The organism is Streptomyces sp. NPDC097619 (assembly GCF_040302735.1).
GTDB lineage: Bacteria > Actinomycetota > Actinomycetes > Streptomycetales > Streptomycetaceae > Streptomyces.
Window position 1 is genome coordinate 1 of the sequence record NZ_JBEOSD010000105.1, and the last position, 21243, is coordinate 21243.

19 protein-coding genes and 1 pseudogene are annotated in these 21243 nt (G+C 77.1%); 6 read left to right on the forward strand and 14 right to left on the reverse strand.

What is annotated here, in order from left to right; genetic code table 11:
* Positions 1–317 precede the first annotated feature (317 nt).
* On the reverse strand, positions 318–1103 hold the full coding sequence (locus tag ABTZ17_RS25040) for a hypothetical protein (protein ID WP_352197948.1): 786 nt from the start codon (positions 1101–1103) through the stop codon (positions 318–320).
* Positions 1104–1366: 263 nt separating this feature from the next.
* Between ABTZ17_RS25040 and ABTZ17_RS25045 the strand changes: the two genes are divergently transcribed.
* The 4 genes from ABTZ17_RS25045 to ABTZ17_RS25060 all read left to right on the forward strand — a co-directional run bounded on the left by ABTZ17_RS25045 (position 1367) and on the right by ABTZ17_RS25060 (position 7600).
* Positions 1367–2542 carry an MFS transporter gene (locus ABTZ17_RS25045; RefSeq protein WP_502994831.1) on the forward strand — a complete coding sequence of 392 codons (1176 nt, stop codon included), beginning with the start codon at positions 1367–1369 and terminating at the stop codon, positions 2540–2542.
* Between the two features lie 208 nt (positions 2543–2750).
* Positions 2751–3773 carry a sugar ABC transporter permease gene (locus tag ABTZ17_RS25050; protein WP_352197950.1) on the forward strand — a complete coding sequence of 341 codons (1023 nt, stop codon included), beginning with the start codon at positions 2751–2753 and terminating at the stop codon, positions 3771–3773.
* Between the two features lie 333 nt (positions 3774–4106).
* Positions 4107–5909 carry a CoA transferase gene (locus ABTZ17_RS25055; protein WP_352197951.1) on the forward strand — a complete coding sequence of 601 codons (1803 nt, stop codon included), beginning with the start codon at positions 4107–4109 and terminating at the stop codon, positions 5907–5909.
* Positions 5909–7600, forward strand: coding sequence for an AMP-binding protein (locus ABTZ17_RS25060; RefSeq protein ID WP_352197952.1), 1692 nt, complete (start codon positions 5909–5911; stop codon positions 7598–7600). Before ABTZ17_RS25055 ends, ABTZ17_RS25060 begins: the two co-directional genes overlap by 1 nt.
* Positions 7601–7767: 167 nt before the next feature.
* Here the strand turns inward: ABTZ17_RS25060 and ABTZ17_RS25065 are convergent, their stop codons facing one another.
* A complete protein-coding gene (locus ABTZ17_RS25065) occupies positions 7768–8685 on the reverse strand; it encodes a metal ABC transporter permease (protein ID WP_352197953.1) in 918 nt (305 codons plus the stop codon).
* Positions 8682–9350, reverse strand: a complete 669-nt coding sequence (locus ABTZ17_RS25070; protein WP_502994832.1) for an ATP-binding cassette domain-containing protein — start codon at positions 9348–9350, stop codon at positions 8682–8684. The genes ABTZ17_RS25065 and ABTZ17_RS25070 overlap by 4 nt, the downstream gene beginning before the upstream one ends.
* 182 nt (positions 9351–9532) lie before the next feature.
* Here ABTZ17_RS25070 and ABTZ17_RS25075 point away from each other — a divergent pair, with 182 nt between their 5' ends.
* On the forward strand, positions 9533–10069 hold the full coding sequence (locus tag ABTZ17_RS25075) for a DUF4240 domain-containing protein (protein ID WP_352197954.1): 537 nt from the start codon (positions 9533–9535) through the stop codon (positions 10067–10069).
* 44 nt (positions 10070–10113) lie between these two features.
* Here ABTZ17_RS25075 and ABTZ17_RS25080 read toward each other — a convergent pair whose 3' ends face one another.
* The 5 genes from ABTZ17_RS25080 to ABTZ17_RS25100 form a co-directional block, all read right to left on the reverse strand.
* Positions 10114–10905, reverse strand: coding sequence for a DUF1775 domain-containing protein (locus ABTZ17_RS25080; RefSeq protein ID WP_352197955.1), 792 nt, complete (start codon positions 10903–10905; stop codon positions 10114–10116).
* Positions 10906–11132: 227 nt separating this feature from the next.
* Positions 11133–11528 carry a TOBE domain-containing protein gene (locus tag ABTZ17_RS25085; RefSeq protein ID WP_352197956.1) on the reverse strand — a complete coding sequence of 132 codons (396 nt, stop codon included), beginning with the start codon at positions 11526–11528 and terminating at the stop codon, positions 11133–11135.
* An 81-nt stretch (positions 11529–11609) separates the two neighbouring features.
* Positions 11610–12401 (reverse strand): class F sortase, encoded by a 792-nt coding sequence (locus ABTZ17_RS25090; protein WP_352197957.1) that lies wholly within the window; start codon positions 12399–12401, stop codon positions 11610–11612.
* A 71-nt stretch (positions 12402–12472) separates the two neighbouring features.
* A complete protein-coding gene (locus ABTZ17_RS25095; RefSeq protein WP_352197958.1) occupies positions 12473–13039 on the reverse strand; it encodes a DJ-1/PfpI family protein in 567 nt (188 codons plus the stop codon).
* Positions 13040–13331: 292 nt separating this feature from the next.
* A complete protein-coding gene (locus ABTZ17_RS25100; RefSeq protein WP_352197959.1) occupies positions 13332–13901 on the reverse strand; it encodes a DUF4188 domain-containing protein in 570 nt (189 codons plus the stop codon).
* Positions 13902–14168: 267 nt separating this feature from the next.
* Between ABTZ17_RS25100 and ABTZ17_RS25105 the strand changes: the two genes are divergently transcribed.
* The gene (locus tag ABTZ17_RS25105; RefSeq protein WP_352197960.1) at positions 14169–14909 is read left to right on the forward strand and encodes a flavodoxin family protein; all 741 of its coding nucleotides are present in this window, start codon (positions 14169–14171) and stop codon (positions 14907–14909) included.
* Here the strand turns inward: ABTZ17_RS25105 and ABTZ17_RS25110 are convergent.
* The 6 genes and pseudogenes from ABTZ17_RS25110 to ABTZ17_RS25135 form a co-directional block, all read right to left on the reverse strand.
* Positions 14906–15901, reverse strand: a complete 996-nt coding sequence (locus ABTZ17_RS25110; RefSeq protein WP_352197961.1) for an ATP-grasp domain-containing protein — start codon at positions 15899–15901, stop codon at positions 14906–14908. The two genes, ABTZ17_RS25105 and ABTZ17_RS25110, sit on opposite strands and share 4 nt — an antisense overlap.
* Complete coding sequence (locus tag ABTZ17_RS25115; RefSeq protein WP_352197962.1) at positions 15894–16448, reverse strand: GAF domain-containing protein; 555 nt, start codon at positions 16446–16448, stop codon at positions 15894–15896. Before ABTZ17_RS25115 ends, ABTZ17_RS25110 begins: the two co-directional genes overlap by 8 nt.
* Positions 16432–17319, reverse strand: coding sequence for a S8 family serine peptidase (locus ABTZ17_RS25120; RefSeq protein ID WP_352197963.1), 888 nt, complete (start codon positions 17317–17319; stop codon positions 16432–16434). Before ABTZ17_RS25120 ends, ABTZ17_RS25115 begins: the two co-directional genes overlap by 17 nt.
* A 110-nt stretch (positions 17320–17429) precedes the next feature.
* Entirely contained in the window at positions 17430–20570 is a 3141-nt protein-coding gene (locus tag ABTZ17_RS25125) for an AAA family ATPase (protein ID WP_352197964.1), read from the reverse strand.
* The gene (locus ABTZ17_RS36980; RefSeq protein WP_502994833.1) at positions 20567–20944 is read right to left on the reverse strand and encodes an aroma-sacti cluster domain-containing protein; all 378 of its coding nucleotides are present in this window, start codon (positions 20942–20944) and stop codon (positions 20567–20569) included. Before ABTZ17_RS36980 ends, ABTZ17_RS25125 begins: the two co-directional genes overlap by 4 nt.
* A gap of 6 nt (positions 20945–20950) precedes the next feature.
* Positions 20951–21154: pseudogene (locus ABTZ17_RS25135) on the reverse strand (helix-turn-helix domain-containing protein); the annotation flags it as partial.
* Between the last annotated feature and the right edge of the window lie 89 nt (positions 21155–21243).

Consider the following 21243-nt stretch of genomic DNA (forward strand, 5'->3'; position numbering starts at 1 on the left):
GGGGGGGGGGGGGGGGGGGGGGGGGGTGGTGGGTGGGGGGGGGGGGGGGGGGGGGGGGGGGGGGGGGGGGGGGGGCCGGCCGCGGGCGCGCCGGACGCGCCCCGGTCGGTGGTGGAGGGCTGCGGCCAGGTGGCGAGCAGGGCAGGGGTCATCGCGCTTCGTCCTTCACGGGTTCCGGACCGGAAGAGGGCGCGCCGGAGCGAGGAGGTGGCGCGCGCGGCCGCCCGAGGGCGGTTCCGGTGAGGGGTGGTCCGGCGGGCGCGGAGCGCGGCCGCCGGTGCCCGGGCGCGGTCACGGACGCGCCGGGGTGCCTGCTGTCAGCGGACAGCGGGCACCGCGGGCGGACCCCGGAAGGTGAGCGCGCGGGTCAGCAACAGTCCCCGGGGCACCGGTACGGCGCGGACCGGGCGGGGCCCGACCCGGGGGCGGTGCGGTACGGGGACGGGGCGGGCCGGCGGCAGCGGGGCGAGCAGCCGGGCCGCGAAGGCGCCCAGCACCCGGAACGCGGCCCGCTCGCCGCGGGCCAGCCACAGGGCGCACAGGAGGGCGGCCAGCAGGTGCGCGGCGAGCATCCCGGCCCCGGAGGAGCCGAGCAGCCCGAGGGCACCGAGGGGATCGGAGAGGAGGTCGGTGTGCGCGCCGGGGCCGGGCCCCGGGACGGCCGGGGCGAGGGGGGCGTCGGGGAGGACGGCGGCGGCGCCGTGGGCGTGGCCGCCCGGGTGCGCGGCGGCCGCGTGGACGTGCCCGGTTCCCGGGTGCTCGTGCACGGGCGCGGCGACGGGGGAAGGCGTTCCTCTGGTGGAGGTCGAGGGACCGTGCCGCATGGCGAGGTGCCCGGCCCCGGAGCCGCCCGGGCCCGTCAGTGTGAACAGGACGTGCAGGGCCCCTTGCGCGGCCAGCGCGGCCGCCAGCACCGGACCGGTCCGCCGTTCCCGGCCCGCGAGCAGCCAACAGGGCACGCCCACCAGGACCGTGCCGAGGACGAGCGCCCACGGCGGCACGGGTTCACCGGCCATCATCACGTGTCCCAGGGAGGTGAGCAGCACGCACGAGGCCGCGAACACCGCGGCCCGTAACGTCCGTAACCCCCACCCTGCGCTCATGGCGGCCCATCCTCGCACCCGACGGCGGGGGTTCGAAGAGGGCCCGTACAAACTCCCGGCCTCCGGGGCGACTTAGCCATCTGTGAGCGGCGTCACGCGGCGGCCCGGGAACCGGGGGCCCCGCCGACCCGACCCCTCCCGGGCCGGACTCCCCCGGTGACCGCCCCCTCCGAGGAGTCCCCCAGGTGAACCACGTGGCCGCAGCGGCCCCCGGCACGCCCGTCCGGCCGCCCCGCTCCCTCACGGCCCTGCTGACCTGTGCCATGGCCTGCTCGATGATGCAGTTGTTCCTCCTGGGGGCGCTCGGCCCGCGGCTGGTCGCGGATCTCGGGGTGTCCCCCGGCGGTCTCGGGCTGGCCGTCACCCTGGGCTTCGGGGCGGCGGCCGTCCTGTCCCCAGTGGGAGGTCGGGTCGTGGACCGGGTGGGTCCCCGCGCGTGCCTGACGGCCCTGTTCCTCGTCTCGGCGGTGGCCCTGACGCTGATCGGGGCGGCCCCCGGGCCCGGGTTCCTGCTCGGGGCGGTGGCCCTCGGCGGGCTGCCCCAGGCCCTGGCCAACCCGGCGACGAACCGGGCGATCCTCGCCGCCGTCCACCCCGAACGGCGCGGCGCGGTCACCGGACTGAAGCAGTCCGGGGTGCAGTGGGGCGCGTTCGCCGCCGGCCTGCCGCTGGCCGCCCTCGCCGGACCCGTGGGCTGGCGGCCCGCCGTCTGGCTGGCGGCGGTGGCCGCGCTGGGCTGCGCGATCTGGGCCCTGTGGGTGCTTCCCCCGGATCCTGCTCCGCGTGCGGGTGCGGGAACGGCGGGTGGGGCGGGGGCCGGGTCCCCGGCGGGGAAGGGGCTCGGCCGCGGACAGGGTGGGGACCGAACGGTGCCCTGGCTGGCGGCCTTCTCGGTGCTGCTGGGCTGCGGGATCGCCTCCGTGAACACGTACGCCGCCCTGTACGGCACCGAACGGCTCGGCTTCGGCCCGACCGCGGCGGGCGCGTTGGTCGCCGTGCTCGGTCTGGCCGGCATCGCGGGCCGGATCGGCTGGTCCCGGATCGCGGGGCGGCCCGACCGGGCCGTACGGCTCCCCGGCGCGCTCGCCGTCGGCGCGGTCGGGGCGACCGCCCTGCTGGGGGCCTCGGACCGGGTTCCCGTCCTCGTCTGGGCGGGCGTCCTGGCCATGGGCGGCTGCGCGGTGGCCGGCAACGCCGTGTCGATGGTCCTCGTCATGCAACGCGCCGCACCCGGTCGCGCCGGGCAGGACTCCGCCCTGGTCTCGGCCGGGTTCTTCGCCGGATTCGCCCTCGGCCCACCCCTGTTCGGCCTGCTCGCGGACGCGGGCCGCTACGGCGCCGGTTGGCTCCTCGTGGCCGCCGAGTTCGCGGCGGCCGCCGCGATCGCGGGCCGGTGGGCGACCCACGACCGCCGGGCCCGGGCGCACGAACGGACCTGACCACGGCGAGCCGGAGGCACCCGACACGGGAGGACGCGGCCCGGCCGGTCGGGGACCAAGGACGGGCGGACGGGCCGGGCGCACGCGATCGGGCGGAACTCGGGATCGCACGTGCACGAGGACGCGAAGGCGCGAGAACGCGGGGGACGGGACGGCGGAGTGACGGATGACGGGGTGAGGGTGACCGATCGGGGTGAGGGGTGACGGGGTGAGCGGTGACGGGGTGACGGAGATCCACGGGCGCGGCGAGGGCGGGCCCGGGTACGGGGGCTCGGGGACGGAGACCTGGGCGGTGCGGGCCTTGGACGCCGTACTGGAGCGGGTGGCGGAGACCTCGGCGGCCGTCGGGGACCGGTTCCCGCTGTACGCCGACCCGGACAGCGGGGAATGGACGACCACGGGCCGCGGATCCTGGACGGGAGGCTGCTGGGCCGGGCTGCTCTGGCTGCGGGCCCGGCGCACCGGACGGCCCGCCGATCGGGAACTCGCGGTGCGGACCACCGCCCGGCTCGCGCCGTGGGTGGAGGCCGACACCGCCGCCCGCGGCCTCATCCTCTGGTACGGCACCGCCCTCGCCGACGACCCCGGATCCGCCCGGCTGCGGACCGCCGCCGCGGAAGCCTGCCGGGCCGCCTACGAGCCCGCGCTCGGCCTGGTCCCCTGGGGATCCGCCTTCGGCGGCCCCCGACTGCTGGCCCGTCCCGACGGCGCCCCCGGCACGGCCCGGCTGCTGGCCCTCGTCGACCCGGCCGCGGCGACCTCCCACCTCGCCACCCACCTGCGGCTGTGCCTCGACCACGGCACCCGGCGGTACGACGGCCCCGAGGCGGGCTGGGTACCCGCCCCCGGACCGGGCCCCGGGTGGAGCCGGGGGCGGGCCTGGCTCCACCTCGCCGCGGCGGACGCCGGCCCCCGCTCCACCCGGGGCCCGGGCATGCCGTCGCCCCTCTCCCTGCCGTCGGTGCCACCGGCGGATACCGACGCACCGGTGGACACCTCCGCCGCCGCCGTGACCGCCGTGGCCCTGCTGCGGGCGGGCCGCCGGGAGGCCGGGACCGAGGTGCTCCGGGCGGTGGTACGGGGGCACCTGCGGGCCGGAGGCCGCCTGGTCGACGGCTGCTACGAGGCGGAACGCGGCCTGGCGGTCCGTCACGAGCTGGTGTGGGGAACCTTCTTCCTCGCGGCGGGACTGGCCGTCACGACGGGCCTGGCCCACCCGACCGAACTCTGACCACCGCGAAGCGACCCCTCCCCGGGACCAGGCCGTCGGCCCCCGGCCCGGCCGCGCCCGGCCGCGCCCGGCCGCGCCCGATCGCCGCGCGGACCGGAAGTCGGTGCCGTCGCGCGAGCCGACGCGGGGACGAACGGCCACGTCGGCCACATCGAGCCCGCGCGGCGATGGAGCGCGTCGTCGAGCGGCATCGAGCGCACCACCGCTCGCCCCAGCCCGCCGGGGCGGGGCGGTTTCGTGGGGCGGGTTCGGGAACCCGTGGGAACAGTCGTCCGACTGGTGTTCCGGGGGACGGCCCCCGTGCGTACATCCGGCTTCCCACGAGGGAGAGGCATGGCATCACCAGCCACCACACACACCGTCCGGCCACTGGACGGACTGTGCCTGGAGACCGTCCCGGGCCCGGGGACCGAGACCGCCGCGGCCCTGCTGCGGCAGCTCGGCGCCCGGCCCGGCGACGGGGCGGCTCCGGCGGCCGAGCGGGCGGGCACGGCCGGGACCGAGGGGCGGACCGTGCTGGCGGGGGCCGGGCTCGGCACCGTCTCGGCGCGCACCACCTGGGGCGAGGGCCCGGCGGAGGGCCCGGGGACCGCGCTGTGCGACGAGGCGACGGTGCAGGCCGCCACCGGGATCATGGCGGTCCACGGGCGACGGGACGGCGCCCCGCGCGGGCTGGGCGCCGACTACGCCGAGACCGCTGCCGCCGTCCTGGCCGTCCAGGGGCTCCTGGCCCGCCTGGTGGGGCGGGCCCGCGGCGGTACCGGCACCGAGGTGCGCACCAGTGCCGCGCGGGCCGGGCTGCTGGCGGTCTCCCAGTACCTGGCGGCGGAGGGCGCGGACGAGGCGGAAGCCGCCGACATCGCGCCGGGCGGGCCGCCGTTCCGCTCCGCGGAGGGCACCCTGTTCGAGCTGGAGACCCTCCAGCCAGCCGCCTGGGCCGCTTTCTGGCGGGAGCTCGGCGCCCCCGAGAAGGCGATCCGGGCGGGTTGGCGGCCCTTCCAGTTCCGGTACGCCACCGCCTGCGCCCCCTTCCCGCACGCCCTGCACACGACGGCGTCGACCACCCCCTGGGCGCGGATCCGGGCCGCGGCGGACCGGTCCGGGGCTCAGGTCTGCGCCCTGCGGACGCTCGCGGGACGGGACATACCCGAGGGCCCGGCCGTCCTCCTGGAGCCGGGCCCCGGGCCCGCCGATCCCTGGCCGGGCGGGGCACCCGGGGAAGGGGCCCCGCTGGCCGGACTGACCGTGCTGGAGGCGGGCCGCCGCATCCAGGCCCCGCTCGCCGCGCACCTGTTGGGGCTCCTCGGGGCTCGGGTGATCCGGATCGAACCCCCGGGCGGCGACCCGCTGCGGGGCATGCCCCCGGCGTGTTCGGGGATCTCGGCGCGCTGGCTGGCCCTGAACCGCGGCAAGGAGGCCGTGGAGGCCGACATCACCACCCCGGCCGGCCGCCGAGCGGTCCTCGAACTGGCCTCCGGGGCGGAGGTGTTCCTGCACAACTGGGCTCCCGGAAAGGCCGCCGCGCTGGGCCTGGACCACGGCGATCTGGCGGGCGCGCGCCCCGGGTTGGTGTACGCCTACACCGGCGGCTGGGCCGGGCGGCTGCCGGACGCCCCGATGGGCACGGACTTCATGGTGCAGGCGCGGACAGGGGTCGGGGAGGCCGTGCGACCCTCGGACGAGCCGCCCGCCCCCTCCCTGATGACCCTCCTGGACGTGCTGGGCGGTCTGTTGGGCACCCAGGCGGTGCTGGCGGGCCTGCTGTTGCGCGAACGCGGGGGCACCGGGGTGAGGGTGGAGTCCTCCCTGCTGGGGGCCGCCGACCTGCTGACCGCGGCCGCCCGGGACCGGCTGCGGCGCGGCCGTGATCCGCGACCGCCGGCCGGGTTCCGGCGTCCGCTGCGCACCACCGACGGGTGGGTGGCCGCCGCGGACCTCTCGGCCGCCGCGGCCCGCGCCTACGACCTGGCCCACCTGACCACCGCGGAGGCCGTGGCGCTGCTGCGCAGCCACGGCCTCGCCGCGACCGCCGTCACCCACGAACTCGGCGCCCTGCCGACCGACCCGCGGCTGCCCGGCCCGGTCGGCCGCGACGCCCACGGAGCCCTCGCCGTCCCCCGCCCCTGGAGCCTGTGATGACCGTGACCCTCACCGACCTCGTCCCCGCCGGGCTGCGCCGCGCCTGGGCCGCCGACGGGACCTGCCCCGACCTGGACCTGTACAGCCTGTACCGGGCCCGGCAGATCGCCGATCCGCACCGGACCGCGCTCCTCGACGCCAAGGGCAAGCTCTGCTACACGGCCCTGGACCGCAAGGTGCGATGTCTGGCCGCCGGGCTGGCCGGGCTCGGCATCTCCCCCGGCGAGGTCGTGGGCGTACAACTGCCCGCCGGACGCGAGGCGGTGATCGCCGATCTGGCGCTGGCCGCGCTCGGTGCGGTGGCCCTGCCCTTCCCCGCCGGCCGGGGCAGCCGCGAGGCCCGCTCCCTGCTGGGCCGGTCCGGGGCCGTGGCCGTGATCGCCTCCGCCGTCCATCGGGAAGAGGAGCCGGCCGCCGGGCTCCTCGCGCTGCGCGCCGAACTGCCCCTGCTGCGGCACGTGATCGCCGTCGGTCCGGCGGACCGGATCCCGGCGGGCTGCGCCTCGGTCCGGGAACTGCTGCGGACCGATCCCGCCGCGTTCACCCCGGCCCGCCCGCACCCGGACTCGGCCGCCCGGATCCTGGTCTCCTCGGGTTCCGAGGCCGAGCCGAAGATGATCGCGTACTCGCACAACGCGCTCGCGGGCGGGCGCGGCAACTTCCTCGCCTCGCTGATGCGCGGCGAGGAGGCGCCCCGCTGCCTGTTCCTGGTGCCGCTGGCCTCGGCCTTCGGGAGCACCGGCACCTCGGTGACGCTGGCGCGGCACGGCGGGACCCTGGTGCTGCTGGACCGGTTCACCCCCGAGGCGGCCCTCGACGCGATCGCCGAGCACGCGCCCACGCACGTGCTGGGGGTGCCCACCATGGTGCGGATGATGCTGGACCGGCTGGCGGAACGGCCGCGGGAGCTGCCCGCGCCCACCGCCCTGGTGCTGGGCGGGGCGCCGCTGGACGCGGCCACCGCCCGGGAGGCCCGGGAGGCCTTCGGGTGCCCGGTGGTGAACCTGTACGGCTCGGCCGACGGGGTCAACTGCCACACGGGCCTGGACGCCGTCGCGGCGGAGCCCGCCCGGGAGGACCCGGAGCCGGCCGAGGGGCGCGGGCGCGGGGTGGCGACGGGGCGGCCCGACCCGAGGGTCGCGGAGATCCGGATCGTGCGGCCCGGGGAACCGGAGTCGGCGGAGGTGCCGCCGGGGGCCACGGGGGAGATCCTGGCCCGGGGGCCGATGAGCCCGTTGTGCTACGTGGGAGCGCCGGAGCTCGACGCCCGGTACCGGACGGCCGGGGGCTGGGTGCGCACCGGTGACCTGGGGCTGCTGGAGCCGGACGGCACGCTGCGGGTGGTGGGCCGACTCAAGGACGTGGTGATCCGCGGCGGGGCCAACATCAGCCCGGCGGAAGTGGAGTTGGAGCTGGCCGCGCACCCGGCGGTCCGGGACGTGATGTGCGTGGGCGTGGCGGACGCGCTGATGGGCGAGCGACTGGCGGCCTGCGTGGTGGCCCGGGAGGGGGCGGAGGCACCGCTGTTGGAGGAGTTGGGCGCGTTCCTGACGGCCCGCGGTCTGGACCGGGGCAAGCACCCCGAGCGGCTCCTGGTGGTGTCCGCGCTGCCCCTGACCCCGGCCGGGAAGCCGGACCGCGCCGCCATGAAGGAACGATTCACCGCCCTGGCGGCGCAGCCCGCCTGACCCCGGTGCGCGGACGGTCCGCGCCGACCCGTGACGAGGACGGGCCCCTCCGGAAGGTTCCGGAGGGGCCCGGGCGGGGCCGTGACGCCCCGCCGGGGCCGCCGAGGGGGATCCGCGGTCCGGCCGCGGCGGCGACCCCCGTCCGGGGACCGGGCTCGGAGGCCCGGTCAGTGCGGCGAGCGGAGCGGCACGGCCTCGGGGGCACGGGACCGTCGGGAACCCCGGTCGGGCAGCAGGTGCACGGCGAGGACCACCGCTCCCGCCGTCAGGACCAGCACGGGGCCGGGCGGCCAGTCCAGCGCGAGGGCGATCAGGAAGCCGGTCGCGTTGACGGCCACCCCGATGCCCACGGCCCACAGGGTGATCGAGGCGAGGGAGGAGCCCAACCGCCGCGCGGCCAGGGCCGGCAACAGGGTCAGGGCGTCCACGAGGAGCGCGCCGGTGAGCTTGATGGCCCCGGCCACGGCCACGGCGACCAGGACCAGCAGGATCAGGGTCAGGCGCCCCACGGGCACCCCCGAGGCCAGGGCGAGTTCGCGGTCGTGGAGCAGGAGGGCGAGGTCCCGCCGCTTCCACAGAAACAGGGCCGGCACCAGCACGGCCAGGGCCCCGACCACGAGGATGTCGGCGGTTCCCACGGCCAGGATGGAGCCCCACAGCAGGGCGAAGGCCCCCGCCGCGTTGACCCCGGAGACGGCGAGCAGGAGCAGGGCCCCCGCGATCGCGAGGCTCATCAGCAGCCCCATCGCGCCGGAGAGACCGTCCGGGGTGCGGGCCAGCGGGGCCACGCCCGCCCCGGAGAGGGCGCAGGCCACCAGGGCGCAGAGCATGGGGTCGAGGCCGGTGATCAGGCCCACGGCGATCCCGAGGAGAGCCACGTGCATCATCGCGAACCGGACCGGCATGATGTCCAGGCCCACGATGACCACCCCGATGACGGGCAGGCCCACGGCGGCGAGCAGCAGGGCCAGTCCGGCGCGTTGCACGGGCACCAGTCGGAGGAGTTCGGCCAGGTCGGCGGCGAGGACGTGGCCGCCGGGGAGCGCGGGGTGCGGGCCCGTGAGGGCCGCGGCGAGCCGGTTCATGCCACCTCCCGCAGGCTGCCCGCGGCCATCTCCAGGACGCGTTCGCAGCGTTCGGCCAGGGAACGGTCGTGGGTGACCACGAGCAGGGTGACGGGCAGGGACAGCAGCACGTCGGCGGCCTCCTCCTGACCCTGGAAGTCCAGGGCGGCGGTCGGCTCGTCGGCGAGCAGCACCCCGGCCCCGGCGGCCACGCAGCCCACCGCCCGCGCCAGGTACATGCGTTGCAGCTGACCGCCGGAGAGGGTGTGCAGGGGGCGGTCGGCGAGCTCGCCGACGCCGAGCTTGGCGGCGGCCTCCCGGGCCTCCCGGTGCGCGCCCGAGGAGGCCAGCAACTCGTCGGCGCCCAGCGGGAAGCGTCCGGTGGCGGGCTTCTGCGGGATCCAGGCGCAGGCCCGCCGCAGCCAGCCCCCGTCGCCGGCACCGGTGGCGCGCCCACCGACGCTGATCTCCCCGGCGGCGGGCCGGTGCAGACCCAGGAGGGCCCGCAACAGGGTGGTCTTGCCGGAACCATTGGTGCCGGTGAGCGCCACGCGCTGCCCGGCGCCTATGTCGAGGTCGATGCCGCGCACGGCCTCCAGCCGCCCGTGGCGGCAGCCGACCCCGCGCATCCGCACGTCCATTCCGCCCGGTGCGCCCACTCCACCCGGTCCACCCAGTCCGTCCATCACACCCATGTCCGCCGGTTCCGTCCGTCCCGCTGCCGAAGCTCCGGAACAGGGGTCGGACGGGGTGACCGCGCGGTTCCCGCGGGTTCCCCGGCGGGTTCCCGCCGGTTCACCGACGGCCCGTCAGATTCCCGCGCGCCCCCGCGGGAACCGCTGTCACACCCTTGTGCGACTCTCCCGGCATGAACAAGGAACAGTTCTGGAACCTGATCGAGGAGGCCCGCGCCCAGGAGGCGCCCGGTGCCTCCGGGGGCTCGGTGGCGGGGCGGGCGTCGGCGCTGCTCGGCGTGCTGCCCGTACCGGCGATAGCCGCGGCGCAGCGGACCCTGTGGGAGGTGCTGGCGGAGGCGTACCGGATGCCGCTGTGGGCCGCCGCGCACGTGATCAACGGGGGCTGTTCCGATGACGGCTTCGATCACTTCCGGGGCTGGCTGATGCTCCAGGGCCGGGAGGTCTTCGAGCGGGCGGTGGCCGATCCCGACGCGTTGGCGGGGCTGCCCGAGGTCCGGGCGGCGGCGCCCACGGGTCGCGAGCTGGAGTGCGGGGACACCCTCGGCATCGTGTGGCGGGCGTACCGGGCCCGGACGGGCGCGGAACTGCCCGGCGGCTCGGCCCCGGGGTTCCGGCCCGCCGCCGATCCGGGCTGGGACTTCGACTTCGGGGACCGCGCGGAGCTGTCCCGACGGCTGCCCGCCCTGTCGGCCCTCTACGGGCACTGAGGACGGGCGCCGAGGGCGGGCGCCGAAGACGGGCGCGGGGGCGGTCAGGCCCCGGAGCCCGGGCGGCGGCGCAGGAGGAAGAAGGCCACCCCGGCCAGGACCAGGGCCGTGGCGAGACCGATCCCGATCCACGCGCCCGCGGAAAGCCCCTCGTCCTCCTCCGAGGTCCCGACCGTCGGGGCGGTCGCGGCCGCGCCGGAGCTCTCGGGGGCGGTCGTGGGCACCGGCTCGGTGGGCGCGGCGGTGGTGGGCGCGGCACTGGGGGACGGCGAAGCCGTGGGGGACGGCGGGAGCGGGGGCAGGGTCCTGGCCCCGCGCGCGGCGGGCTGCAGCTTCAGGACGGGGGCCGGGTTGCCCCCGCCGCCGTCGGTGCCGATCCACCGGTCCACCCGGCCGTCGGCGTAGCTCTGCAGGGTCTTGAAGGGGAGTTCGACGGCGTCCGGGAGTTGACGGACCACGATGGAGTAGGAGGCAGCCCGGCCCACCGGCAGGGCGGGGCCCCGCACCGTGTAGCCGTCGGCGCCGGGGGTGAGCCGCCATCCTTCGGGGCCCTTGCCGAGGCGGACGTCGGCGGGGGCGATGCCCTCGGGCAGCACCACCCGCACGCCGCTGATCCCGGCGGTGTCCGATTCGCTCTCCGCCTCGAAGGTGACCGTGACCCCGACGGCGAGGGCCCGGGCGTTCTCGGACTCGACCTCGACGTGGGCGGCGGCGGGACCGGCCGTCAGGAGGACGGCGGACAGCGCGCCGGCGCCGACGGCGACCGCAGCGCCGAGCGGCCTCCGGGCCCGCGCGGTGCGGGGGCGGGGGGCGCTGCGGTGGTCGGTGGCGGCCATGGGCACTCCGGCGGACGGGGGCCCGGCGGGCGGACCCGCCCCCGGGCACCTGACTGGTACATGACCGGATCATCATGCGGCATCCGCCCGGCCCGTGGGGAAAGGTTCAGGCCATCCCGGGAGGGCGGCCCCGGGGCCCCGCCCGGGCCCGCGCTCCGGCACCCGAGCCGGTGTCGGCGCGTCTCAGGTTCCGGTGGCCCGGCTCCTGCCGGCGCCGGCCCGGCGGCTCAGGCCAGGTCCACGTGCACGTTGGTGGACTTCACGCGGGCGGTGGCCCGCACGCCCACCTCCAGTCCCAGCTCCTCCACGGCCTCCCGGGTGAGCAGGGACACCAGCCGGTGCGGTCCGGCCTGGATCTCGACCTGGGCGGCGACGTCGCCGAGCTTCACGGCGGTGACGATGCCGGGGAAGGCGTTGCGCACGGAGGTGTGGTCGGTGCCGTCCTCGTCCTGGCCGCCCTGCCCGAGCTCCACGGCGAAGGCCGCCAGGTCCCGGCCGTCGATGAGGCGTCGCCCGGAGTCCTCGCGGTAGGTGGCCACCCGTCCGGCGTCCGCCCAGCGACGGGCCGTGTCGGGGCTGACGCCCAGGAGCCGGGCTGCCTGTCCGATGGTGTAGTGCTGCATGGCGCACACCCTAGTGCGCGGACCCGCGACCCGGTCGGGCCCACCCCGGGGCGGGCCGGTCCCCGACCGTCGCCCCGGGGCTCAGGGCCGGTACCCGGCGGGCGCGAGGTCGGCGAGCACGGACGCCCGGCCGCGCGGGCCGGTCTTGCGCAGCCAGGCGGACGGCCATCCGTCGCAGGCCACCAAGCGCAGTTCCGCGGGACCGCCGGAGCGACCGGCGGCGGGCGGGCGGTCCCGGCCGGGCCCCGTCCGGGACACCCCGACCGTCCGGACCAGGAACACGGCGGTACGGCCGTCCGCGCGCAGGATCCGGATCGGGTCGCCGGGCCGCAGCAGGGCGAGTCGGTGGAAGGGGCCGGGCGGCCGGTCCGGACCGGCGCCGGGTCCGCCCCTCCCGAGGAGGACGGCCGTGCCGGTCGCCACCGGTCCGGCCCCGGGCAGGTACCAGCCCACGGTGTCCGGGGCGGAGGGTGCCGCGCGGGCCGGGCCACCGGGCGGTCCGGCCGGGAGCGGGACCACCGCGGCGTCGACCCCGAGCTCCGGGACGACGAGTCGCACGGGTGCGGCCGGCCCGGGTCCGAGCGGGGCTCCCGTCCGGCGCGGCACGGCCGCGGGCCGGGCGGCCGTGCCCCCGCCGGCCCCGGGCCCCGGCACCGCGCCGGCGGGTACGGCCGCCGGGGCCCGGGCGTCCCCTTCCGGACCGGCCCCGGGCGGCCGGGCGGAGGTCCCCTCCGGTCCGCCGACGGTGACCAGCACCGCGAGGAGGACGGAGAGGACCGCGGCCGCGGCGGCCGGGCGGTCGCCCCGACCACCCCCGAGGGGGCCGAGGGGGGCCTGCGCGCCGTGCCCGCCGGTGACCGTTCCGTGCTTCATACCGGAAGCACTGCCCCGGCCGGTGGGCACCGATGCCGCGACGCGCCCGACGGCGCGGGGCCGTCGCCGGTTCAGCCCGCCGGGGCCGCCTTGCGCAGGACGGTCAGGAACTCCCGCATCCAGCCCGGGTGGTCGGGCCAGGCGCGGGCCGACACGAGGGTGCCGTCCACCACGGCCTCGGCGTCCTCGAACTCCGCTCCGGCACCCTTCATGTCGAGCTCCAGGGCCGGGTAGGCGGTGACGCGGCGCCCGTCGAGGACGCCCGCGGCCGCGGAGATCAGCGGGCCGTGGCAGATCTGTGCCACCGGCTTCCCGGCGCCCGTGAAGGCCGCCAGGATCTCCCGGACGCGGGGGTCGTTGCGCAGGTACTCGGGGGCCCGGCCGCCGGGCAGCACCACGGCCACGTAGCGGTCCGGGTCCACCTCCTCGAAGGCGAGGTCGGCGGGCCAGGTGTAGCCCGGCTTCTCGGTGTAGGTGTCGAACCCGTCCTCGAAGTCGTGGACGACGAAGCGGAGCTTCTTGCGGGAGGGCGCGGCGATCTCCACCTCGTACCCCTCCTCCAGCAGGCGCTGGTAGGGGTACAGCACCTCCAGGGACTCCGCCGCGTCACCGGTCACGATGAGGATCCTTGCCGGCATGGACTGCTCCTGTTCGGTCCGTGCGCCCGGCGCACGGACGTGCTCTGACGGGGCGGGCGCGTACCCGCCGCGGGGACTGCGTGCCGTACGGGCGTCGAGGGGCCGGGGCCCGTCGCGACCGTCCGCCGGTGATCACCGGGGGTGGCCCCGGACACCGTGCCCGGCCCCGCGGTCGGTTGCCAAGGGCGCCGCCACCCGTGGGGGTGAGCGGGCCGGATCTCTGTCCTGATCCGGTCACACCCGGCCGATTCCGGCGGGTGGCGGAGGGCGGGGGCGGGGTGCGCCGGTCGGGTCAGGTCTCGGCCGGTGCCCGGCCGGCCCCGCTGGTGGCGGGCGCGGTCGTCTCGGGGACCACGGGGTCGGGGCGGCGGGCGCGGTACGACAGCCGGTCGGCGGCGCGGCGACCGCGGGCCGTCACGGGCAGCACCCCGCCGGCGGCGGCGAGGCCGTAGGGCGGCATGTCGGCGTAGACGGCCTCGTAGGAGCCCTCGGGGACGATGTACGTCTCGTGCCACAGGCCCACGTGGCAGCGGGTGCCCTTGCGGCCCTCCCTGCGGTTGATCTTGGCCCACATGCGGTGGTGGAAGCACTCGGGGGCGGAGGCGTAGGCGTACAGCTTCTCCTTGGACTCCCAGTACTGGACGAGGTAGTACGTGCGGGGCGAGCCGGTGAGCAGGACGTGGTGGAGCAGTCCCAGGCTGCGGTCGCGGATCAGCTCGCGCATCATGCGCGGCATGGCGAAGAACACCGGCAGCCAACGGTGGACGGCCCACAGGTGGTTGATGCGCATCCCGATCAGCAGGACGACGATCTCGCCTCGGGCGGCAGCGGTGGTGCGGCCCGGATTCGGCTTGGCGGACACACGGCCTCCAGAAATCCTCGGTCGGAGTGCGGTCCCGCTGCCCCGGGACCGCATGCGTGGATACTGTCCCGCCGCAGGGGGAGGCCACAAGACGGCATGGCACGACGGGAGTTGACAACCGAACCGGGCCCGTGCACCAGTCGTCCCCCGGGTGCGCCGCAGGCACGTCCGCCCCGCGAGCACCACCGGGCACGGCCTCCCGGCGGGTACGCCTCCGTCCGGTCCACCCCGGTGGCGGGCCGGGGTCGGGCCGCCCAGGCTGGGTGCGTGTCCGAGAACCCCCAGCCGCCCGATCAGGCCGCCGCGTACGACTACTCCCACCTCAGTGCCGTCTTCGTGAACTGCACCCTCAAACGCTCCCCCGAGACCAGCAACACGGAGGGGCTCATCCAGCGGAGCCGGGCCGTGATGGAGTCGGCCGGGTGCCGGACCTCGCTGATCCGCGCCGTGGACCACGACATCGCCACCGGGGTCTGGCCGGACATGACCGAGCACGGCTGGGACAGCGACCAGTGGCCGGTGCTGTACAGCGAGATCATGGCCGCCGACATCCTGGTGCTGTGCGGGCCGATCTGGCTCGGCGACAACAGCTCGGTGATGAAGCGCGTCGTCGAACGTTTGTACGCCTGCTCCTCGCTCCTCAACGAGCACGGCCAGTACGCCTACTACGGGCGGGTCGGCGGGGCCCTGATCACGGGCAACGAGGACGGGGTGAAGCACTGCGCGATGAACCTCCTCTACAGCCTCCAACACCTCGGCTACACCGTGCCCCCGCAGGCCGACGCGGGCTGGATCGGCGAGGCCGGGCCCGGTCCCTCGTACCTGGATCCGGGGTCGGGCGGGCCGGAGAACGACTTCACCAACCGCAACACGGCCTTCATGTCGTGGAACCTGATGCACCTGGCGGCCCTGCTGAGGGCGGCGGGCGGGGTCCCCGCGCACGGCAACCGGCGATCGGTCTGGGACGCGGGCTGCCGCTTCGACTTCGACAACCCCGAACACCGCTAGAGCGGTTCCCCCCGGGGGTCCGCGCCGAGGAAGGTGAGGAGGGTGGGCGGGCGGCGGCGGCCCGCCGCGGACCAGTGGAGGTCGCGGACGGTGCGGGCGGCGGCCCGGGTCACCACGTCCACCCCCGCCTTCCGTTCGAACCAGCGCCAGTCCCCGTGCGCGTTGACCTCCAGGAAGACGGGCTCCCCCGCCGCCCACAGGAAGTCGAAGGCCCCGTAGCGCAGTCCCCAGGCGGCGCCCAGGGCGCGGGCCGCGGCGGCCACCGCGGGCGGCGGGGGCACGTGGCGGACGTGGACCCGGGCGGGGCGGGCCCAGAGGTCGGCGGGGTCCGCCTTGGTCACCTCGAAGGCGTGCAGTTCGCCGCCGGCGAGGTAGACCCGGTACTCGGTCTCGTGGACCACGTATTCCTGGAGGACCACGGGGGTGCCGGGCGGCAGTCCGGGCAGGGCCTCCCGATCCGGGCGGTCGAGGATCCGGGGCAGGAACCAGGCCAGTTGCCCCGGCTCCGGCTCGACCACGTGCCGGTCCAGCGGTTTGACCACGTACCGGTCCGCGGGCAGCCGGGCGGCGGCGGCCACCGGGTCGGTGGTGACCAGGCCGCGGGGGGTGCGGACGCCGTGGGCGCGGGCCCGCGCCCACTGGGCGGGGCCGCCGGGGTCCACGGTGCCGAGGGCGGCCGGGGAGGCGAGGGCGAGCTGCCGGGCCAGGGCCGTCCAGGAGTCCCGGAGGGCCATCCGGCCGGCCGCGGTGGTGCCGGGCGGCCCGGCGGGGGCGGCCCGCGCGGAGAAGTGCCGCAGCCAGGTCACGGTGGGGGCGAGGGCCCTGCCGTCGAGGGTGAGGGCCCCCTCCGGTCCCCAGCCGAGCTCCCGGCCCGCCAGCGCGTCGGCGTCGAGGCGCCGCACCGGCACCCCGATCCGCTGGAGCAGGGCGGACACGGCCCGGGCCTCGCCGTCGCCGCGCCGGGTGAGCAGCAGGACGCAGCCTTCAGCCACGGGACCCGGCCAGCAGGGACTCGGCCATCTCCAGCAACCGCATGGCCTTGTCGGAGCGCTGGTCGGGTTCGGTGGCCCGGAGCCGGGTCAGGAGGGTCAGTCCGATGGCGGCCTGGTCGGCGAGCAGGTCGAGGAGTTCCACGTCGGCCATCTCGCGGGTGCCGCCGGCGCCGCGGTCGAGGACCTCCAGCACCCCGATGCAGGCGTCGTCGCTGAACAGGGGGGCGGCCATGATGCTGTTGGGGACGTAGCCGGTGGACTCGGCGGCCTCGCCGGAGAAGTGCTCCGAATCTCGGAGGTCGTCGACCAGCATGGACTGGCCGGAGGCGGCGACCCAGCCGGCGATGCCGGTGCCCGCGGGGAAGCGGGTGCCGACGAGCAGGTCGTCCCCTTCGCCGGCCACCGCCTCGAAGACCAGGTCCCCGGAGCCGGGGTCCACGAGGAACACCGAGGAGGCGGCGGCCCCGAAGGCGTGGCGGGCCACCTCCACGACGGACTGGAGCAGCCGCCGCTCGGTGGACGTGGTGTCGTCAGCGGGCGGGGTCATGGTGCGCACCTCCGAATCGTCCGGTCATGTTCCCGGCGCAGAGGAACAGGACGGTCTTGAGTTGGAACGGCGTGAGCCAGGGGTGTTTGCCGAGGATCAGCGCGCACAGGCCGGAGATGTGGGGCGCGGCGAAGCTGTTCCCGGTGGAGCGGATGGTGCCGCCGCCGGGCCAGGCCACGGGGACGCGGACGCCGCGGGCGTGGAACTCCACGGGGGGCGAGGGGTTGTAGTAGTAGGTCATGGGGTCGTCCTCGTCGTGGCTGGCGACGGAGACGACCGAGGCGAAGGACCAGGGGTAGCTGGGGACGGGCCGGTTGTGCGCGGACACCACGAGGGTGCTGCGCCGGAAGTAGGCGCGGTCGGCGAGTTCGTGGAGCCGGGCGGTGAGGGCCGGGCGGGTGGTGGCCAGGCTGAGGTTGATGACGTCGAAGTCCTGTTCCACGGCCCAGGTGAGTCCGGCGATGAGGGCGGGGCCGCTGCCGGTCTTGCCGTCGGTGAGGACCTGGACGGAGGAGAGGGAGGCGCCGGGGGCGACGGAGCGGATCACTCCGGCGCAGGCGGTGCCGTGCCCGGCGAGGTCGGTGGGCTCGCAGTCGACGACGCGGACCCCGCCGTCCCCGTCCCCGTCCTCGACGACGGTGACGGCCCGGTCGACCGCGCCGACCAGGGGGTGGCCCGCCTCGATCCCGCTGTCGACCACGCAGACCCTGACCCCGGTGCCGTCGGCTCCGCCCCAGGCCCAGTCGGGTCCGACGGCGTCCATGGGGACGGCCTGGAACTCCTCCAGGGTGCCGGCCCGGGTCATGGCCCCCCAGGCGGGGACGCCCGGGGTGTAGGGCCTGGCCGCTCGCCTCCAGGGCGGGTCGCTCATCGGTTCCCCTTCCGTGTCCGGTCGTCGGTCCCGGCGGGACCTCCCGTGCGACGTGCTCGGTGCGTGGTGGGCGGTGCGCGGTGGGCGGTGGGTCGGGCGCGGGGTGCCGTTCAGCCGGGCCGGGCGGTGAGCCAGGCACGGACGGCCCCGGCGGGCAGGACGGCCCCCTTGGCGGTGAGGGCGTCGAGGGCGCGTCGGGCGGCGGCGCGGGCCGCCGTCGGGTCGCCCGCAGCGTCGAGGACCCGGGCGGCCTCGAACCAGACCTCGCCGGTCAGGTACGGGTCGTCGGTGCGGTCGAGGAGGGCGGCGGCGGCCCGGGCCGCGGCGACGGCCTCCGGGTGGGCGCCGGCCCGGGCCCGGACCGCGGCCAGCAGGCTCAGCCGGACGGCCCGGGTGCGGGTGTCGGCCGGGGTGCCGGGCGGGAACTCGGCGAGGGCGGCGGGGTCGGCGGCGGCGCCCGAGCGGAAGCGTTCCCGGGCCGCGTACAGGCGCAGGGTGGCGGCGGTACGGGTCTGGCCGAGGACGGTGAGTCCGGTGGCGGCGGCGGCGTAGTGGCGGGCGGCCTCGGGGTGTTCGCCGGCCAGCGATTCGACGAGTCCGGCGGTCTGGTCGGCGGCGATGCCGCCCAGGGTGAGGGCCAGGTCGGCGGAGTGCCGCCGGGCCAGGGCCACGTCCTCGCGGGCGCGGTCGAGGTGTCCGGACAGGGCGCGGTGCCGGGCGCGGGTCAGCAGGACCGGTACGAGGAGTCCGCGGTCGGCGTCGAAGCGTCCGGCGAGGTCCTCGCAGAGGGCGAGGGCGCCGGCGAGGGGGGCCGGGGACCACTGGGTCAGTTCGCAGAGGGAGACCAGGACCCGGTTCTCCTCGTAGGCGTCGCCGAGCTGCCGGGCGTGGACGAGGGCCTCGCGCATGGCGGACTCGGCGGCGCCGGTGCGGCCCTCGGCGAAGTGGCCGAGGGAGGCGAGTTGGTGGTGGCGGCACCGGCTCAGGTGGTCCTCGGGGGCGGGCCGGGGGCCGGGGTCGGCGGGGGCGGGTGCGCCGGAGCGGAGGGCGATCAGGGCGCGCAGGGCGGCGCAGGTGGCGCGGGCGGCGGGGTCTCCGGGGGTGCGGCGGTCGGCTTCGGCGACGGCGGCGCGGGCGCTGTCCCAGCGTCCGAGGGCGGCGTAGGCGTCGGTGACGCGGGCGGCGATGACCCGGTGCGCGGGGTCGCCGTCGGGGGTGAGGGTCCGGCCGCGTTCCATGAGGGCGAGGGCGGCGGGCAGGTCGCGGCGGTGCAGGGCGCGGTAGCCGCTGGCGGTGAGGGCACGGGCGGCGCGCAGGGTGAGGGCGGGGAGCCGGGGGTCGCCGGGGCCCGCTTCGGCGAGGAGCCGGGAGGCGGATTCGAGGTGGTGGGCGAGGTCTCCCTCGGGGGCGGGTCCGGGGCCGGTGGGCGGGGCGGTGTCGAGGCGGTCGGCGAGGACGGTGTGCCAGTCGGCCCGGCGGAGCTTGGAGGTCATCTCGTAGAGGGTGTCGCGGGCGAGGGTGCGGGTGAAGCGGTAGGAGCCGGGCGGGCCGTCGGGGTGGACGACGCGGGTCCGCTGGAGGCGGTCCAGGGCGTCGGCCAGGACCTCCGGGGTGAGGGCGGGGGTGTCGGCGGCGAGGGTCCGGACGTCCTCGGCGGTGAAGGTCGCCCCGGCGCCGGCGGCGCGTTCGAGGACGGCGCGGTCGGCGGCGGGGAGCCGGTCGAGCCAGGCGGTGAGGAGCACGCGGATGGTGGTGGGGACGCCGGCTTCGGCGGGGCGGGCGGCTCGGTCCTCCAGGAGGAGTTCGGCGTAGAGGGGGTTGCCGTCGCATTCGCGGACGACGGCCGCGAGGGCATCGGAGAGGTGCGGGGCCCGCGGGCCCGCCTCCTGGGCGGTGACCTCGCCGCGGTCGGCGAGGCGGGCGACGAGGAGTTCGGTGTCGGGGCGGGACAGGGGGCCGAGGTCGAGGTGGAGGCCCGGGGTGGTGCCGGAGCCGGGCGGGCCGCCGTCGTCGGTCCGGGCCACGCACAGGGTGAGGAGGGCGGTGTCGGTGGTGCCCGTGGTGTCGGCGGAGAGTCCGGCGATGGTGTCGAGGAGGGTGGGTTGGGCCCACTGGTAGTCCTCCAGGACCAGGACGACGGGGGTGTCGCGGCCGAGGGCTTCGAGGAGGCTGCGGAAGGCCCAGTCGGTCTCTTCCACGCTCGGGGGGATGGCCTCCTCCCCGAGGGGGCCGGCGTGGCCGGTGGGGGTGCCGAGGGCCACGCCGAGGGCGGCCAGGGCGCGTTCGCCGTGGTCGGCGTGGTCGCGGAGGGCCGCGGCGGCGGCCTCCCGGCCGCCGGGCAGGGACCAGACGGCCTCGGCGAGCGGGCGGTGGGCGGATCCGGTGCCGTGCGGGCGGCAGGTGCCGCGCAGGACGGTGGCGCCGGCGGTGTCGGGTCCGGCGAGGAAGGCGCGGACCAGCCGGGACTTGCCGATGCCCGTGGGTCCGGTGACGGTGACGCGGCGGCTGCCGCGTTCCCTTCGGGCGGTGTCGAACTCGGCTCGAACGAGCCGGAGTTCATGGTCCCGGCCGGTGAGGGGGACGAGGTCGCGGGGGCGGTCGTCGACGGGCAGTCCGAGGACCCGCCGGGCGGGCACGGGATCGCGTTTGCCCTTGAGGGTGAGGGGGGCGACGGGTTCGGTGCGGATGCCGGCTCCGGCGAGCCGGGCGGTCTCCTCGCCGATGAGGATCTCGTGGGTGCGGGCGTGGGACTGGAGGCGGGCCGCGGTGTGCACGACGTCGCCGACGACGCGGGCGGCCCCGCCGAGGGCGCCGGCGACCACGGCCTCGCCGGAGGCGATGCCGCAGTGGACGTCGAGGCGGACGCCGTCGCCGGTGGCGATGTCGGCGACGGCCTCGCGGACGGCGAGGGCGGCCCGGACGGCGTGCAGGGCGTCGTCCTCGTGGCTGACGAAGGCCCCGAACACGGCCATCACGGCGTCGCCGATGAACTTCTCGACGACGCCGCCGCGTTCGGTGACGGCCCGGGTGCAGGCCCGGTAGTAGCGGTCCATGGTGTGCCGCAGGGCCTCGGGGTCGAGGGTCTCGGCGAGCACGGTGGAGCCGACCAGGTCGATGAAGACCGCCGTGACGATTCTGCGGCTGTCCCCGGACGGGGTCGCGGCGGCGAGCGGGGTGCCGCAGCCGGGGCAGAAACGGGCTCCCGGCGGTCCTTCCGTACGACAACTGCCGCATCGGGTGGCGGCGTTCACAGGAGCTTGAGGTCCTGACCCTCCACCTCCGGGGCGGCCGCGTCCAGGCGCCCCTTGACCTTGTTGAGGACCTGCACCTCCTGCTCGCTGAGCTCGGACAGGACGGAACGCTGTTCCACGGCGAGCAGGTCCACCGGGTGTCCGGCTTCCCGCAGGGCGTGCAGGGCGTCGAAGGTCATGGCTACCGGCACCTCGTTCCCGTAGTGCGGCCAGTCGAGCGTGGTGCCGACCGGTCCGGCCGAGCGGTCCGCGACCGCGGTGTCCGTGCGGACGCCGCGGACGCCGGGGGCCTCCTGGGGGCCGGGGCCCGCCGCGGGCAGCGGCGGCCAGGTCCCCTGGACGAGGACGCCCTGGGCGTACAGTCGCGCAATCAATTCCGTGCGGTTGGACGCGCCCGTTCTCCGTAGCATGTTGCACAAATGTGCCGCCACCGTGTGCGGACTTATACAGAGGTCCTTCGCGATGCGCCGGTTCGAGGCGCCGGCGGCGATGAGCGAGGCGAGAAGAATCTCGCGCCCGGTCAAATCCCCTGCCGGTGGTGCGGTGTTCGAACCGTGCACCCGCGTGCGGAATTCGTCACCCACGGCAGTCAGAGTAGCCCCGGGTCAACTTCCGGACAAGCAGGCGATTTCCAAGAATGCCCCACGAATGCTTCGCGCCATGAACACCGGAC